Genomic DNA, 15917 nt, shown 5'->3' on the forward strand with positions numbered 1-15917 from the left:
TGACCCTCTATTTAGTTATAGAATTGACAGTTAATACTATATATAGGTCCATTTGCGCACGGGGCAAATAGCGCAGTTTCTCTTGGAGGCGAGGTAAATGTTTGAAATTGTTGAAAAGGCGAGCGGTGGCACCAACATCAAGGTGATTGGTGTGGGTGGCGCGGGTGGCAACGCCGTCGATCACATGATCCGCGAAGGTGTGCAGGGGGTGGATTTCGTCATCGCCAACACCGATGCCCAGGCGCTGTCCCGCTGTCTGGCCCAGACCAAGGTCCAGCTCGGCAAGACCGGTCTGGGTGCCGGCTCCAAGCCGGAAGCAGGCCGCGCTGCGGCCCAGGAGTCCCGCGATGCAATCGCCGCGGCCCTCGAAGGTGCCCACATGTGCTTCATCACGGCTGGCATGGGTGGTGGTACGGGTACCGGTGCGGCGCCGGTGGTGGCCGAGATCGCCAAGGAAATGGGCATCCTGACCGTTGCGGTGGTGACCAAGCCCTTCGATTTCGAGAACCGCATCCGTGTGGCCGAAGGCGGTGTGGAAGAGCTCTCCAAGCAGGTGGATTCCCTGATCGTCGTGCTCAACGACAAGCTGCTCGAAGTCTATGGCGACGATGCCGGCTTCGAGGATTGCTTCCGTTCTGCCGACAATGTGCTGACCAGTGCAGTGGGCGGCATTGCCGAAATCATCAACGTCCCCGGCCTGGTCAATGTGGACTTCCAGGACGTGCGTACCGCGATGGCCGAGATGGGCCGCGCGATGATGGGGTCTGCCCAGGCGTCCGGCCTCGACCGTGCACGTATCGCCGCCGAGCAGGCTGCTGTTTCGCCGCTCCTTGAAGGTACCGAGCTGTCCGGCGCCCGTTGCGTGTTGATCAACATCACCGCCAGCCGCAATCTGAAAATGTCCGAAGTGCGTGATGCCGTGAAGACGGTTCAGGCTTTCGCCGCGTCCGAGGCCTTCGTCAAGTACGGTACGGTGTTCGACGAGAGCATGGAAGACCGCATCCGCGTCACCGTGGTGGCAACCGGCCTTGGTGCCGTGCGCGCTGCCGCCATGCCGCGCAAGATCGAAATGGTGCGTACCGGTACCGACAACATCGGCATGGAAATCGACTACGGCAACCTGGAGCTGCCGGCCGTGATCCGCCGCACTTCCCGCACCACGGTCGAGGCCATGAGCGCCAACGGCATGTCCACCCTGGACATTCCGGCCTTCCTGCGCAAGCAGGCGGACTGACCGCTCCGGGCCGCTGCGGTGGCTCAGTCAGACGCGCAGCGGGAGGTCGCCTCCAACCGCTGCGCGTTTTTCTTTGGCCCTGCCTGGGTGTCATGCCGTGTTGCAGCGCAGCAGCCTGTCTGTGTTAAGATTCAAGGACTTGAACGCGGATCCGGATCATGCTGAAGCAGCGCACCCTCAAAACCGTCGTCACCGCCACGGGGGTCGGGCTCCATAGTGGCGCCAAGGTGACGCTCACCCTCAGACCGGCCGCACCCGATACCGGCATCGTCTTTCATCGGGTCGATCTCGATCCGGTTGTCGACCTGCCCGCCGACCCCTATGCCGTCTGTGATACCCGCATGTGTTCCGGGCTGCAGCGCGACGGGGCCAAGGTCAATACCGTCGAGCACCTGATGTCGGCCCTCGCCGGCCTTGGGGTCGACAACGCCCACATTGATGTGGACGCCGCCGAGATTCCCATCCTCGATGGCAGCGCAGGTCCCTTTGTATTCCTGATCCAGTCGGCGGGTATCGAGGAGCAGAAGGCCCCCAAGCGTTTCCTGCGCGTGCTAAAGCCCGTCGAGTACGTGGAGGGCGACAAATGGGTGCGCCTGGAGCCTTACGATGGCTTCAAGCTCAGCTTCTCCATCCTCTTCAACCACCCGGCCATCGACAGCACCGGTACTTCGGTGGTGGTGGACTTTGCCGAGCATTCCTATGTGCGCGAAGTGGCGCGGGCGCGCACTTTCGGCTTCATGCAGGACGTGGAGTTCATGCGCGCCAACGGGCTCGGCCTGGGGGGTAGCCTGGACAACGCCATCGTGATGGACGAGTACCGGGTGCTCAATGCCGATGGCCTGCGCTACGCTGACGAATTTGTGAAGCACAAGGTGCTGGACGCCATCGGCGATCTCTATCTGGCGGGGCACTCCCTGCTGGCCTCGTACAGCGCCTACAAGTCGGGTCACGCGCTCAACAACCAGATCCTGAGGGTGCTCCTTGAGGACAAGACAGCGTGGGATATCGTGACCTTCGAGGAAGAGGCCAGCACCCCGCCTGCCGTGGCCCGGCTGTTCGCACTGGCGGCGGCGTGAGTCTGCGCGCGTGCTGATCCTGCGCCTCGTTGCGGTACTTGTGGCAATCGGCATAGGTGGTTTGCTCCTCGCCTTTGTGTTTACCCGGGACCGTCGCTATCTGGCGCTGGGGTGGCGCTTGTTCCGCTATGCCATCATCGTTGCATTGGTGTTTTTTGCGCTGCTTATCGTTGAGCGCGTCTTCGTGCCCTTCGTCTAGCCGGCCCGTTTCACAAAACGCTTGAGGGCCATGGCCAGCGGGGAGTCTGCCGGCAGGCTGGCCGCCAGGTGATCCAGGCCGGAGCGCGTCGAGTCACTCACGTGCCGATGGGGTGGAGGCGGGGGCGCGGGCCGGTATTCGCCAACGGCAACCTTGACCTTGATGTCGCGGAGAATCACCCCTGCCCGGGCAAAATCCGCCAGCAGGCTGGGTACGGCCTGGCGCAGCTTGACTGCCAGTCCCGCGCTTTCCACGTGAATGACCAGATCTTCACCCTTCAGATTCGCGACCCGGCAGGCGTCCGCCAGGTAATCCGGCAGAAGCTCGCCCAACTGCTGCTGCAGGCGCAGCAGGCGGCCGGCGTGGGCCTGCAGGCGGGCGAGGGTGTCGCCGCTTCCCAGGAAGTTGTCGATCGAACTGGCGCTCATCGGGGCTTGGAAAACACGAAAACGCCCCCATCGTAGGAGGATAGTCCGGGGCGGACAAGTATCACTGTCGCCCGGTGGTCCGTCACGGTCGCGTCCGGGTGCCATGATAGAATCCGCGTTTTGCCGCGTTTTCCCTTCGAAATCAAATGATCGCAGGCCTTCTCAAGAAAATTTTCGGTAGCCGCAACGACCGGCTGATTCGCCAGTATTCCCAAACGGTGCGTGCCATCAACGCCTTTGAGCCGAAGATACAGGCCTTGTCCGACGAGGAGTTGCGCGGCAAGACGGATGAGTTCCGTGGGCGCATCGCCAATGGCGAGAGTCTCGATGCCCTGCTGCCCGAGGCCTTTGCCGTCGTCCGCGAAGCGGGCAAGCGGGTGCACGGGATGCGCCATTTCGACATGCAGATGGTCGGCGGCATGGTCCTGCATGCTGGCAAGATCGCTGAAATGCGCACCGGTGAGGGCAAGACCCTGACCGCCACCCTGCCGGTCTACCTGAATGCACTTACCGGCAAGGGCGTGCATGTCATTACCGTCAACGACTACCTGGCCAGCCGTGACTCCGACTGGATGGGGCGCATCTACCGTTTTCTGGGGCTGAGCGTCGGCTGCAACCTGTCGCAGATGCCCCATGATGCCAAGAAGGCTGCCTACGCGGCGGACATCACCTATGGCACCAACAACGAGTTTGGTTTCGACTACCTGCGTGACAACATGGTGTATGAATTGGGCGAGCGGGTGCAGCGCGGCCTCAATTACGCCATCGTCGATGAGGTGGACTCCATCCTGATCGACGAAGCCCGTACGCCGCTGATCATCTCAGGCCAGGCCGAGGATCATACCGAGCTGTACTTGCGCATGAATGCCGTCCCGGCCCTGCTTACCCGCCAGGAAGGCGAGGGTGAGAACATCACCACACCGGGCGACTACACCGTCGATCTCAAGGCCCACTCGGTGCTGCTCACCGAGCAGGGCCACGAGCACGCCGAGGAAATCCTGGCCCGTCTGGGCATGCTGGCGGAGGGGTCGAGCCTTTACGATCCGGGCAATATCCTCCTGATCCACCACCTCTATGCCGCGCTACGGGCCCATGCCCTGTATCACAAGGATCAGCACTACGTGGTGCAGAACGGCGAAGTGGTGATCGTGGATGAGTTCACCGGCCGCCTGATGGCCGGGCGCCGCTGGTCCGAGGGGCTGCATCAGGCCGTCGAGGCCAAGGAAGGCGTGAAGATCCAGGCCGAGAACCAGACCCTCGCCTCCATCACCTTCCAGAACTATTTCCGCATGTACGGCAAGCTGGCCGGCATGACCGGAACGGCTGATACCGAAGCCTACGAATTCCATCAGATCTACGGCCTTGAGACCGTGGTCGTGCCCACCACCCGTCCGATGATCCGCAAGGACCAGAACGACAAGGTGTACCGCACCATGAAGGAGAAGCACGACGCGATCATCGCCGACATCAAGGATTGCGTGGAGCGCGGCCAGCCGGTGCTGGTCGGAACAACCTCCATCGAAAATTCCGAATTGCTGTCGGATCTCCTGACCCGTGCCAAGCTGCCGCACAATGTGCTCAACGCCAAGCAGCATGCCCGTGAGGCCGAGATCGTTGCCGAGGCAGGGCGTCCCGGGGTGATCACGATCGCCACCAACATGGCCGGCCGCGGCACCGACATTGTGCTCGGGGGCAACGTCGAGAAGCCCGTGTCCCTCATCCGTGAGGATGAGGCCCTCTCCGAGGCGGACAAGGACGCGCATATTGCCACTCTGCGTGAAGAATGGAAGCTGCGCCATGAGAAGGTGCTTCAGGCCGGCGGCCTGAAGATCATCGGCACCGAGCGTCACGAGTCGCGCCGCATCGACAACCAGCTACGGGGCCGGTCCGGCCGTCAGGGCGATCCGGGTGAAAGCCGCTTCTACCTGTCACTGGAAGATCCGCTGATGAAGATCTTCGCCGGCGAGCGTCTCAACGCCATCATGGTCCGCTTGAAGATGCCCGAAGGCGAGGCCATCGAGGCCGGCATGGTGACCCGCTCCCTTGAGACTGCCCAGCGAAAGGTCGAACAGCGCAACTTCGACATCCGCAAGCAGCTCCTTGAGTATGACGATGTCTCCAATGACCAGCGCAAGGTCATCTACCAGCAGCGCAACGAGCTGCTGGAGAGCACGGACATCTCCGAGACGGTCACCGCCATGCGGGAAGGCGTGCTCCACGACCTGTTCCGCATCTACGTGCCGGTCGATTCCGTCGAGGAGCAGTGGGACATTCCTGCCCTCGAGCTGGCCCTCGAGTCCGAGTACCAGTTGAAGATCCCTGTTGGCGAATGGGTCAAGGCCGATCCGGGTCTGACGGACGATGACATCCTCCAGCGAGTGATCGAGGCCGGCGCACAGGCCTATGCCGACAAGGTCGCCCTGGTTGATGCCAATGCCTGGCATGGGTTCGAACGCAATGTGATGCTGCAGAGCCTGGATACCCATTGGCGGGAGCACCTGTCTGCCCTGGATCATCTGCGTCAGGGTATCCATTTGCGCGGATACGCCCAGAAGAACCCCAAGCAGGAATACAAGCGCGAAGCTTTCGAACTCTTCGAGACCCTGCTCCAGCTCGTGCGCACCGAAGTGACCCGCCTGCTGATGACCGTCCAGATCCGATCCGAAGCGCAACTGGAAGAGGTCGAGGCACCCGCTGGCCTGGAGAACGTCCAGTATCACCACGCCGATTACGACGAGGCGCTGGCGACGGCGAATCCTGATCGCGAAACCCCTCAGCCGACCGTCAACGTGGCGCCGCGGGCGGGGAGGAACGATCCCTGCCCCTGCGGTTCCGGCAAGAAGTACAAGCATTGCCACGGTAAGTTGAGCTAGGACTTGCCCGATTGCTTTTCCTGGGCCAGTCGTGCTGGTGGGATTGGCTGAAAGCGGGCAGTTCCATCAGCTATCACTGAAGCCATCGGTCGCCATTGCCTGCCGTCATGCCTGCGTGCTGTCGGCTTGGCGATCCAGCGGTTGCCGTGAAGTGAGTTCAGTCGCTACTCGCGTCGGCATCCGTTTGCCAAGAAGGCCCGATCGTCCGTCAAGCGCTTCGACTCTTCTTATGTGCACGGCAAGACCTCATCAACCAGGCAAGACATGCTTTCGTTGCGCCTGCCTGCAGACTGGCGCGCGAAGTTGAAACCCTTTTGGAGCCTTCGGCACTCCTGGAATTGGAGCTGAGGTTTCCCGCGAGGGCGGCGAATGAGATCATCCGCCGCAAGGGTCCGTCGGGACGGTTTGGGCTTAGCCCAATGCTGGGGTCTTCACTCCACCCAAACTGAAGAACGTCTTCAGGTCTGAAAAATCCCGCTTGTGGTAATCCGGCAAGTCGGCTTGGATGGCTCCCAAGGCTTGCGCGAGTCGAGGTGGTAGCGCTCGCCGCGGTGGTGTCCGTGTGGCGAGCATATAAGGCACCATCCAGGTACTGAACACTTTCGCGCGAAGATCAAATGCCTCCGCGCATGCCCGTTCGTACTCCTGGAGAGTGAATGCGGCATGGAGTGAGTTCAAATAGTCGAGTGTGAAAAGGGGGTGCTGTCGATCCTTGTATTGAGAGGCAAAATACTCAATGGAGTCCCCCCGTTTTAGACGGCCGAAGTCGGCGAGATAGAGTCCTCCCCCATCTTTCAGGATTCGTGCCGATTCCTTCATGGTGCAGCGCAGTGAGTCAAAGTCCGGAAGGTGATGCAAGGCCATCGTTGACATGATGCAATCGACGCTTTTGTCGCCAAATCCGGAGAGATCCGTGATGGATCCGGCGGTGAAATCCACGTTGGAGAGGCCCATCTCGGTCGCAAGGGCGCGGGCCTGATCCAGCATGGTTGGGGATAGGTCGATGCCTGTGAATCGGCAGTCCGGATTGAGTCGAGCGATCATGCAGAGTTGATTTGCCGGACCGCAGGCGAGATCAAGTACGTGGTCTCCCGAATCAATAACTTGGCATATCTGTGTTGCGTGAAACAGATAGACAGGGGCCATGACGCCACTCTCCCGTCCTGCCTGGGTGTATGCCTCGACTTGGTCGACGTCATCCATCACAAGCTTTGGCTCCGGTGTTCTCGGCACTTGCTCGTTTGTCATCAGTTCTTTCAGTAAGATCTTCATCACTGAGAGTGAGGGCATGATGGAGCGCTCCATGAATGTCAGTACTCGGGCTTCCACTGTACATTCGATTGCCAAAAAGACAAACCAGCCAATCAGGACGCTTCAGGCTGAAGCGTCGGATGAACGTTGGTGCGCAGACCAATGGCAAAAAAAAGAGCCCCCCAAATGGGGAGCTCTCTTGTTCAAGTGAACCTCCTGGGCCTGGAGCCCTTGGTGGTTCAATGCTTCGGACCGTCTCCTGAACAGCAGGTGCGGTCCGAAGTCGATCAGGCTGCCTTGCGGCGACGGGCCATGCCAGCCAGACCGGCCAGACCAAGCAGCGCCAGGCTGCTGGGTTCGGGAACCGTGAAGGAAGCAGAGCCGTTGTGGTTCAGGGAGCGATTTTGAGTACCGCCGACCACGCTGTAGGTCGGGGAGAAGAAGCTCGGGTTGATGGCGTCAACGTTCATGTCAACACGGACGGAGGCGTCCAGGGTGCCAATGTCGACGCCCATCTGGGTGAAGACACCTGCGGCGCTCACAGCGGCGGCGTCAAAGTCAAAGGTGAGCACGCAATCGCCGCTTTGGCTGATCGAATTGACGCTGCAGGTGCCACGGCCATTGGAGCCACGGCCGATGATGTTGCTGCCCTGCAGGCCGGCGGAGAGGTCGGTGTCATAGTAGAGATCGAAACCGGAGGTTCCGGCGAAACCGACCACGTACGAGAAGATTCCCGGAGCGATCGCGCCGCCAGCGATCACTTGACCACCCAGCGGGTTGAACACGGCGAACAGCTGATAGCCGCCGGAGGAGTTCAGGCCGGTGTCGATGAGCACGTTGCCGAGAGAATCGGTGAAGCCCACGCCCGCCACCAGGCCGGTTTCAACGAAAGTGTCGCCGGCATCAAGCACGCCGTTCATGTTGGCATCGGTCAGGGTCACAGCGGAGTTGCCGCCAGAGATCTGGATCTGTTCGAAGTCGAAGGTCTTAGCGCCGCCCAGGGGAACGTTGCTGAAAGTCGTGGGGGCAGCGAAAGCGAACAGCGGTGCTGCGAGGGCAAGGCCGACAAGAGTCTTTTTTAGCATGAAATACTCCTTGAGATAGTTGAGTTTAGGCAGATACCGACGCCGTGCAGTAATCTAAGCAAAACATGGGCCTGATTTTTTGTCGGTGGGTTAGTGTTCTGTTTTTTAACAGAAAAAAAGTGCCGCTTGCGGTCGGCCCTGGCGAACCAGGTTCCGTTCAAGCGGCATCTGTAAAAAATGCCGACACAAATTTCGGCACGTGCGACGGGGCGGGCGGTCTCGCGGCCGGCTTGCTGGTACCTTCGGGTGTAGCTGGGTATCATGTGAAGCTCTGTAATCAAGTGTTCAGGTAACAAGGCGCGCGACGTCTTCAGACGATGATTGCTCTATCAACCGTGATGTTGGAGCTTGACGTCGCTGCCCGTAACGTGTTGCGGCAGAGGCGTCGGGCCTTGTTCGCTCTTCTCACCATTGTGGGCGGTGTCGTGGCATTGATGCTTGCCAGCGGCTTCATCGAGTGGATCTTCCTGCAGATGCGGGAGTCTACGATCCAGTCCCAGCTAGGTCACGTACAGGTCGTCCGGCCTCGTTACTTTGATGGAGGGGCGGCAGATCCCTATGCCAACCTGCTTCCTGCGGATGCGGCAAATGGGGCGCTCCAGAGCTTGGCTTCGGCGCCCGGGGTGCAAGTTGTAACGCCCCGCCTGGCGTTCACGGGGCTGGTCAGTTTCGGGGATGCAACCCTGTCTTTTTCCGGGGAAGGCGTGGATCCAGGCAAGGAGATCCGCTTGAGCAATGGCATCCAGATCGTCTCCGGTGAGCCCCTGTCGCCTTCTGATCCGGTGGGGTTGGTCATTGGCGAGGGGCTGGCCGCAAACCTTGGTGTGAAGGTGGGGGATCGCGTTGTGCTTCTCGTGACGACCAAGTCTGGTGGAGTGAACGGGGTTGAATGTCATGTACGGGGTATCTTTTCCACATACAGCAAGGCCTTCGATGACAGTTCGTTGCGGGTGCCGCTTGAAACTGTTCGCAAACTCGTTAAGGTTGCGGGGGCTACGAATTGGGTCGTAGTGCTGGACCGGACGGAGGACACGGATCTCTTCATGGCGCAGTACGGGGAGCAGCTCAGGGGCAAGGGGTTTGAAGCGGTTCCTTGGTACCAGCTAGCCGATTTCTACAATAAGACGGTCATCCTTTTTTCCCGGCAGGTGGGGGTTGTCAAGTTCTTGATCGGCATGATCATCATCCTGTCTATCTCCAACACGCTTTCCATGGCGGTCATAGAACGGATGAATGAGATCGGCACCGTCATGGCATTGGGAAAGAGGCGCAAGGCGGTCTTGCGAATGTTCATCATCGAGGGCGCGATTTTAGGGTTCCTGGGCGGGGCACTTGGCGTTGTCGTTGGTTACATCTTGGCCCATATCATTTCCGCAATCGGCATCCCGATGCCTCCTCCGCCGGGTATGGCCAAGGGCTACATTGGCGAGATCATGATCACGTGGTCGCTGGTGCTTGATGCGCTGCTGCTGGCTGTGGGAACGACGCTCATTGCAAGTGTCGTTCCGGCCTGGCGAGCCTCGAATGTGATCATCGTGGATGCGTTGCGGCATCAGCGTTGAAATTACATCATGCCGATTACTCTAGCGCTGCGAAATATCTTCAGGCAAAGGCTGCGTAGCGGCGTCACCTTGATGGCGGTGGCATTTGGGGTCGTAGGGCTGATCCTTGCCGGTGGATTCATTCAGGATATATTTGTCCAGTTGGGTGAAGCCATCATCCACTCGCAGACGGGACATCTTCAGGTTTTCAAGAAGGACTTTCTCGACAAGGGAACACGCTCCCCCGAGCGGTTCATGATTGAGAGCCCTGCTGAGCTTGAGGCCCGAGTCTCACAGATCCAGGGTGTCGATGCCGTCATGGGACGGATGTATTTTTCGGGTTTGCTGAACAACGGGAAACGTGACTTCGCCATCATTGGAGAGGGGCTGGAGGCCGACAAGGAGGCACGTCTCGGCACCTTGGTGATGATTACCGGCGGTCGTCACCTGAAAGGCACCGACACCGATGGCATCATGCTCGGCGATGGGTTGGCGCGCTCCCTGGGTCTGAAGCCCGGAGATCGGGTAACGCTGTTGGCCAACACCGCGGAAGGGGCCATGAATACGCTCGATCTCCAGGTTATCGGGGTATTTCAGACCTTTTCCAAGGAGTACGATGCGCGGGCTGTGCGTATTCCGCTAAGGGCCGCCCAGGAATTGCTTTACAGCAAGGGCGTCAACTTGTTGGTCGTTTCCTTGCATGAGACCCGGGATACGGAGCGTGTTCTGAGCCTCGTCGAGACGGCTCTGGATGGGAGTGAGTTCGAGGTCAGAAGCTGGAGAACCATATCGGACTATTACGACAAGGCGGTTCAGTTGTATGACCGGCAGTTCGGAGTCCTGCAATTCATCATTCTGCTCATGGTTCTGCTTTCCGTGGCCAATAGCGTCAACATGAGTCTTTTCGAGCGTCAGGGCGAGTTCGGAACCATGCAGGCGCTTGGAAACCGGCGTCAGGACGTGGTGCGTCTGGTCATCATGGAAAGTGCCTTGTTAGGTTTGGTAGGGGCTGCTCTTGGCGTCATCGTGGGCGTGCTCCTGGCCATCGTGGTTTCAGCGATTGGCATTCCGATGCCGCCTCCGCCCAATTCCAATGTAGGTTATACGGCCATGATCAGGATCGTGCCTCTGACAGTCGTCGTGGCCTTCTTTATTGGTTTCCTGGCAACGGTGATGGCTGCAGTGCTCCCGGCACGCAAGATCAGCCGAATTCCGATTGTTGACGCTTTGCGTCAGAACATCTGAAGCACGGTCTTTTCGGCGCCCTCCGAAAAACGGAGTGCGCTGGCTGCGCCATGGACGTCAGCATCCCAGCTTCTGCGCAACGCGGAAGCGGCGAAAGCACGGTGTCGAGTCAGATGGGCGCGCCGGCTCAGGAGCGAATGATCAAGTCGTCCAGATTTTTGCGTAAGGATCTGGAGCGTGGAGGGCTGGACTCCCCAAGGCGGCAAAAGAAGGCGATATCGTCTTGTTTGTCGATGTTTGCCAGTTTCTCGAGCTGCCCGGATATTTCCTTGGCGATTTTCATCGATTCCGGTGAGGCTGCAAAGGGCCTTTCACGCCGAGCGTACCATCTGAATATTACTGGCGTCATTTGAGGCTGCAGATAGAGCCCTAGCGATGCGACGGTCAGCCAGAAGCGCTGAATGGACATGCCTGCAGCAACATAGTCGTCGGTGCCGGATAGTGGGCCCTTTGGTTTCAGCAAGGCATGAGTGCCGCAGAAAAGCGCAGGGAGTACGTCGAGCTGGATTCTTGGCGGGATGGTCCCAAAGAGGAACTTGTTGAAGAAGTTGACACGCGTCCAGCTTTGCATCACCCATCTCATGAGCTTGGCTGTCATTGGGTCGACGCCGACGGCCTCCTCGGGAATCTTGTCGTTACTGAAGCGTGCGTTCCATTCAATGACCTCGCGATGAACGTCATAGGCCTCTGGGCAGGTCAGGCGCACATATGCGCTTCGCCATAACAGTTTGGCAATGTTCGACTTGTCCGATCCCGTTTCAAGAAAAACGACTTCAAGGCCGGGGGCCGCTGCGGCGGCAAGAGCCCTCTTCTGCTCATTCGACAGGGGGTGCCTCTTCATCATCCGGCGCTGCACCACGCGTGATTCAATGAATGGCAGCAGAGGGTCGTTGGACAGTCCCGCTTGCGGTTGAAAATGGACGTCGTAGACCGCGCTTGTCTCGGCGGTGTCGTTTCTTCTTTTCCATGAGATCGACAGCTTTTCAGCGCTGGCTGCGATTCTTATCGTTTCGATCAAGGCCCCATGGGCGATGTGGCTTGCATGTCCGTCGAAATCATAGAGGCACCATTCACGGGTATCGCTGCCGTGAACGACAATGTGGCTGTCGTTCACTACCTCGAATTTCCAGGGCTGGCAGTTGTCTCCACTTGGCGCCCAGCGAGCGAGCGTGAGTATCCTGAGGATGGGATCTGGGATTGTCATATGCCGCCTCGTTTGTCCTGTCAAATGGTTGCCTCTTGTACCGTTGCCGTCCATGGCTCGCCCCGTTGCACCTGGGTCCTGGCCTGGGGCAGGATACGGGAAGTCAGCCGGCGGCCGCTGCGGGTTCAGGGGCGCAGGGCGATTGCTGCTGTCTGCCTGCCGTTCAATACCCGACGATCTGCATGAGATGCCCACGGCGTGTCGAGTCTGCCGAGCTTGCCCGATGGGTATCTTGCGTGAAGGGCTGCCTGGCGTCCACTCTGTCGAAGGAGTGTGAATCCGGATGGTGCGCCTGAAACACCTCCGGGCTTATCATCGCTAACTTTTCCGATCGGCCCTGTCCCTGGAGTTCTCGTCATGCCCGTTTTGCTCTCCCCTCCCGTTGCTGATGCCCTGCTGCCGGTGCCCGGCGTAAGACTCGGTGTGACCGAGGCGGCCATTCGCAAGCTGAACCGCAAGGATCTCACGCTCATTGAACTGGCCCCGGGAACCCGCGTGGCTGGTGTGTTCACCCAGAATCGCTTCTGCGCCGCACCGGTCCAGGTGTGCAGGACGCACCTGACGGAAGGGAAGGTGCGTGCCCTGGTCATCAATACCGGGGTTGCCAACGCCGGTACGGGCGAGCCCGGCCTGGCCACCGCGCGGGCCACCTGCGAGGCCGTTGCCGGGTTGCTTGGCATCCAGGCCAATCAGGTATTGCCGTTCTCGACAGGGGTCATTCTTGAGCCGCTGCCCGTGGACAAGCTGATTGCCGGGCTTCCGGCAGCTCGCGATGCCCTCAAGTCTGATGGCTGGTACGAGGCCTGCCACGGCATCATGACCACCGACACGGTGCCCAAGGCGGCATCCCGTCAGGTGACGATTGGCGGCAAGACGGTCACCCTGACCGGTATGTCCAAGGGGGCCGGCATGATCAAGCCCAACATGGCCACCATGCTGGGCTTTCTCGCTACCGATGCCGACGTGGCGCAACCGCTGCTCGATGCCCTCGTCAAGGAGGCGGCGGATGTGTCCTTCAACAGCATCACCGTCGATGGTGACACCTCCACCAACGACAGCTTCATCCTGATGGCCACCGGTCAGGCGGGAAACGAAACCCTCAGCGATGGCCTGTCCGCCGACTACGCGGCCTTCCGGGCTGCCGTGCTTGAGTTGTCCATCTGGCTGGCCCAGGCCATCGTCCGGGACGGTGAGGGTGCGACCAAGTTCATCACCCTGCAGATCGAGGGTGGCCGGAGCCGCGATGAGTGCCGCAAGGTTGGCTACGCTATCGGCCATTCGCCCCTGGTCAAAACCGCCTTTTTTGCTTCCGACCCCAATCTCGGGCGCATTCTTGCAGCCATTGGCTATGCCGGCATCGACGATCTGGACGTATCCGGCATTCGGGTCTGGCTGGGCAGCTCCACTGAAGAGGTGCTGGTGGCCGAGAAGGGTGGGCGTGCCGCCTCGTACCGGGAAGAGGCTGGCGCCCGGGTGATGAAGGAAGCAGAGATCACCGTTCGGGTGGACCTCGCACGGGGCGACCAAGCGTCCACCCTGTGGTCCTGCGACTTCTCGTACGACTACGTGAAGATCAACGCGGACTACCGCTCCTGACACAGCCCCCTCGGGGGCTGCGAGCCGCGTAGCGGCACCTTTCATCCTCCTCCCGTGGCCTGGCCGGCACTCGAAGGGCTGGCCGTCTCGGAGGGGGAGAGGCGGGCGCGGATCCAGTCCACATCGCATCGCACTGAAAGGCTTTCCTGTCCCGAGTCATCTGTCTGGCGGGAGAGTTGGCAGCGGGTTGGCCGGAGGGCAGGGCCGGCCTCGCGGAGTTGGCGGATGAGGGTGAGAAAGGCGTCCTCATGGGCGACGCGTGCCTGCACATGCAGGGTGCTGGCGAACAGGGTGGGTGGCTCATCGGATCGGTCACCGTGCATGGGGTGTTCCGGGCCGATCTCGTAATCGAGTTGAACGACAGGCAGCGCCTTGCGCAGGGCTTCCATCTGCTCGACCCACCTGACCCGGTCGGTGGGACGGTCGAAGCCTGCGGCCTGCATCTGGGCGTGATGGGCCAGGGCTTCACGACTGAGCTGCGCGACATGCTCGGCGTTGGCAAGCCGGCGCTCCACATCCGCCAGCGTCTGTGCCGCTGAACGTGCCCTGTTTTCGGCGGTGGCAAGCGCGTGGCGGCTTCCAGCGACGATGGCGATGCCGCCGGCCAACAGCAGGATGCTGACGACGACAGGTGCGCGTAGCCTTAGATAGGGGTGGCCCGGGGGTGTCATGGTGGGTTCAAGGGCAGTCGGACCCGGACTTCAAGCTGGGGTGATATGTCGCCTGGGAGTGACGCCGCCACGCGCAAGGGTTCTGACCCGGACGTTTCGGCGGGTTGGCGCAGGATCTGGATCTGCGCGCCTGCCAGGGTATCTATGGCTGCCAGGATCGAAAGTGCCTGGTGCGCCCGTTCCCGGGCGCGATCGGTGCCGCTTGGGAGGTCGAAGCGCACGCGCAGTGCTTGGGTGGCCGCCCCCATTGCGGGTGGTTCTGCAACGGGGGCGGCGATGGTCCACTCGATCTCCTGCAGATTGAAACCACTGACCGGCGCGAGCGCGGCGGCAAGCCGGTGCAGGGCGGGTTCGGGCCCCATGCTGCTGGCCGCCAGGGCCTGGAGCATGTCCAGGGTCGGGCGCAGCTTTTCCAGGGGTTGGGGTAAGGCGGGTGTTTTGCCGATGACGTCGACCAGGCGGGCTTCCAGAATGGTGGCCTGGCGCAGGCTGTTTTCGGTCAGGCTGCGCTTGCCACGGGCTTCGAGCAGTGTGAGGCCGGCCGATCCGAGGCAGATGAGGAAGATGACGGCGGCGAGCGCGCCAGCGATACGCCCTTGCCGCTGCAGGCGCTGTCCGGCGAGGGCGTCGGTGGGAGCGAACTGGGGGAGCCGCGGCCGGCGGGTGGCGAAAGTCTGGATCAGCAGTGGCAGGCTGTTGGCGCCCGCGCCGGGGGGCACGAGTCGGAGGGCCGCGCTGGCCTCAGTCATGAGCACGGGCTGAAGTGTCAGGCCCGGGCTGGCAAACTGGGCGGCCTGCAGGGCATCCCGGGCCGCGTCGTCCGCCACCAGGATGTATGCCACTGTTGGCCGGTTGTGCGGCAGGGCGCGCTGGCTTAGCAGGTAATCGTAGCTGCGCCGGATTTCATCGACCACGAAAGTAGTGTCCGAGTCAGGGCCGGCTGCGCCGCTGGCGGTGAGGCGGCTGAAACGTAAGTGCTTGTTCTCGAAGCAGGATACGCGCAATCCGGCAGGTGTCTGGTGGGCGAACAGGAAGAGCTGGGACGCCGGTTGAAGGGGAATGGCCAGGGCTTGCGAGAGAAAGGAGGTGCTGGTCATTTCGGCCAGGACGCAGGGGGACGCCACGATCCGCTGGAGCCATGGCCGGATGGTGGCCGGGCGCGTCAAGGCAGCGAACAGGATCCTTTCGTCGCGGCGGCCATCGCTTTCCCGGCCGAGGGAGAGATGGCTGCGGAAAGGTGTGTCGCCGAAGAGGTGGTCCTGGCGACGGCTCAGCATGGCCCGTCGGTCACGCCCTCTGACGAAGGGCAGGGACTCGATATGGTGGGCTTCGTCCGGCACATCCACGAGCAGGCTGATCCGCGCAGCCCCGTCCAGTCCGGAAAGGAAGGTTTCAAAGTCCCGATGCCCTTCCGCCGAGTGGGAAAAGGCATGCTCTGCGGCGACCCCATGGCGCCCAACGGAGAATGCGGTGAGGCAGGTGGGGGCGAGGTGGACGATGTAGGTTCCGCGCAT

General features: G+C 61.0%; 13 protein-coding genes. 7 read left to right on the forward strand and 6 right to left on the reverse strand.

All coding sequences use genetic code 11. The features are described 5' to 3' along the window. Positions 1-97 precede the first annotated feature (97 nt). From ftsZ to J0L98_RS01205, 3 genes are all read left to right on the forward strand, one after another. Complete coding sequence (gene ftsZ / locus J0L98_RS01195; protein ID WP_296409508.1) at positions 98-1234, forward strand: cell division protein FtsZ; 1137 nt, start codon at positions 98-100, stop codon at positions 1232-1234. A 158-nt stretch (positions 1235-1392) separates the two neighbouring features. Further along, a complete protein-coding gene (lpxC, locus tag J0L98_RS01200; protein WP_296409509.1) occupies positions 1393-2310 on the forward strand; it encodes a UDP-3-O-acyl-N-acetylglucosamine deacetylase in 918 nt (305 codons plus the stop codon). A gap of 10 nt (positions 2311-2320) precedes the next feature. Continuing rightward, entirely contained in the window at positions 2321-2509 is a 189-nt protein-coding gene (locus J0L98_RS01205; protein ID WP_296408844.1) for a hypothetical protein, read from the forward strand. Here J0L98_RS01205 and J0L98_RS01210 read toward each other — a convergent pair. Beyond that, positions 2506-2937 carry a DUF721 domain-containing protein gene (locus J0L98_RS01210; protein ID WP_296408843.1) on the reverse strand — a complete coding sequence of 144 codons (432 nt, stop codon included), beginning with the start codon at positions 2935-2937 and terminating at the stop codon, positions 2506-2508. The genes J0L98_RS01205 and J0L98_RS01210 overlap by 4 nt on opposite strands. 146 nt (positions 2938-3083) lie before the next feature. On the opposite strand from J0L98_RS01210, the gene secA reads away from it, so the two are divergent. Further along, positions 3084-5810, forward strand: a complete 2727-nt coding sequence (gene secA, locus J0L98_RS01215; RefSeq protein WP_296409510.1) for a preprotein translocase subunit SecA — start codon at positions 3084-3086, stop codon at positions 5808-5810. Positions 5811-6221: 411 nt separating this feature from the next. Here the strand turns inward: secA and J0L98_RS01220 are convergent, their stop codons facing one another. Further along, positions 6222-7115 carry a class I SAM-dependent methyltransferase gene (locus J0L98_RS01220; RefSeq protein WP_296409512.1) on the reverse strand — a complete coding sequence of 298 codons (894 nt, stop codon included), beginning with the start codon at positions 7113-7115 and terminating at the stop codon, positions 6222-6224. Positions 7116-7348: 233 nt separating this feature from the next. Then, positions 7349-8146 (reverse strand): PEP-CTERM sorting domain-containing protein, encoded by a 798-nt coding sequence (locus J0L98_RS01225; RefSeq protein WP_296409514.1) that lies wholly within the window; start codon positions 8144-8146, stop codon positions 7349-7351. Between the two features lie 392 nt (positions 8147-8538). On the opposite strand from J0L98_RS01225, the gene J0L98_RS01230 reads away from it, so the two are divergent. Both J0L98_RS01230 and J0L98_RS01235 read left to right on the forward strand, forming a co-directional pair. Further along, positions 8539-9708: an FtsX-like permease family protein gene (locus J0L98_RS01230; RefSeq protein ID WP_296409516.1), complete on the forward strand. Its 1170-nt coding sequence runs from the start codon at positions 8539-8541 to the stop codon at positions 9706-9708. Positions 9709-9717: 9 nt separating this feature from the next. Beyond that, complete coding sequence (locus tag J0L98_RS01235) at positions 9718-10932, forward strand: FtsX-like permease family protein (RefSeq protein ID WP_296409517.1); 1215 nt, start codon at positions 9718-9720, stop codon at positions 10930-10932. Positions 10933-11059: 127 nt separating this feature from the next. Here J0L98_RS01235 and J0L98_RS01240 read toward each other — a convergent pair whose 3' ends face one another. Beyond that, on the reverse strand, positions 11060-12046 hold the full coding sequence (locus tag J0L98_RS01240) for a molybdopterin biosynthesis protein MoeY (protein WP_365953988.1): 987 nt from the start codon (positions 12044-12046) through the stop codon (positions 11060-11062). 447 nt (positions 12047-12493) lie between these two features. Between J0L98_RS01240 and argJ the strand changes: the two genes are divergently transcribed. Next, positions 12494-13732, forward strand: coding sequence for a bifunctional glutamate N-acetyltransferase/amino-acid acetyltransferase ArgJ (gene argJ / locus J0L98_RS01245; protein ID WP_296409519.1), 1239 nt, complete (start codon positions 12494-12496; stop codon positions 13730-13732). Between the two features lie 41 nt (positions 13733-13773). On the opposite strand, the gene J0L98_RS01250 is transcribed toward argJ, so the two are convergent. Both J0L98_RS01250 and J0L98_RS01255 read right to left on the reverse strand, forming a co-directional pair. Further along, complete coding sequence (locus tag J0L98_RS01250; protein ID WP_296409521.1) at positions 13774-14403, reverse strand: hypothetical protein; 630 nt, start codon at positions 14401-14403, stop codon at positions 13774-13776. Next, positions 14400-15917 carry a hypothetical protein gene (locus J0L98_RS01255; protein ID WP_296409522.1) on the reverse strand — a complete coding sequence of 506 codons (1518 nt, stop codon included), beginning with the start codon at positions 15915-15917 and terminating at the stop codon, positions 14400-14402. The genes J0L98_RS01250 and J0L98_RS01255 overlap by 4 nt, the downstream gene beginning before the upstream one ends.

Origin of the sequence: Zoogloea sp. (assembly GCF_017302315.1) — a bacterium.
Taxonomy (GTDB): Bacteria; Pseudomonadota; Gammaproteobacteria; order Burkholderiales; family Rhodocyclaceae; genus Zoogloea.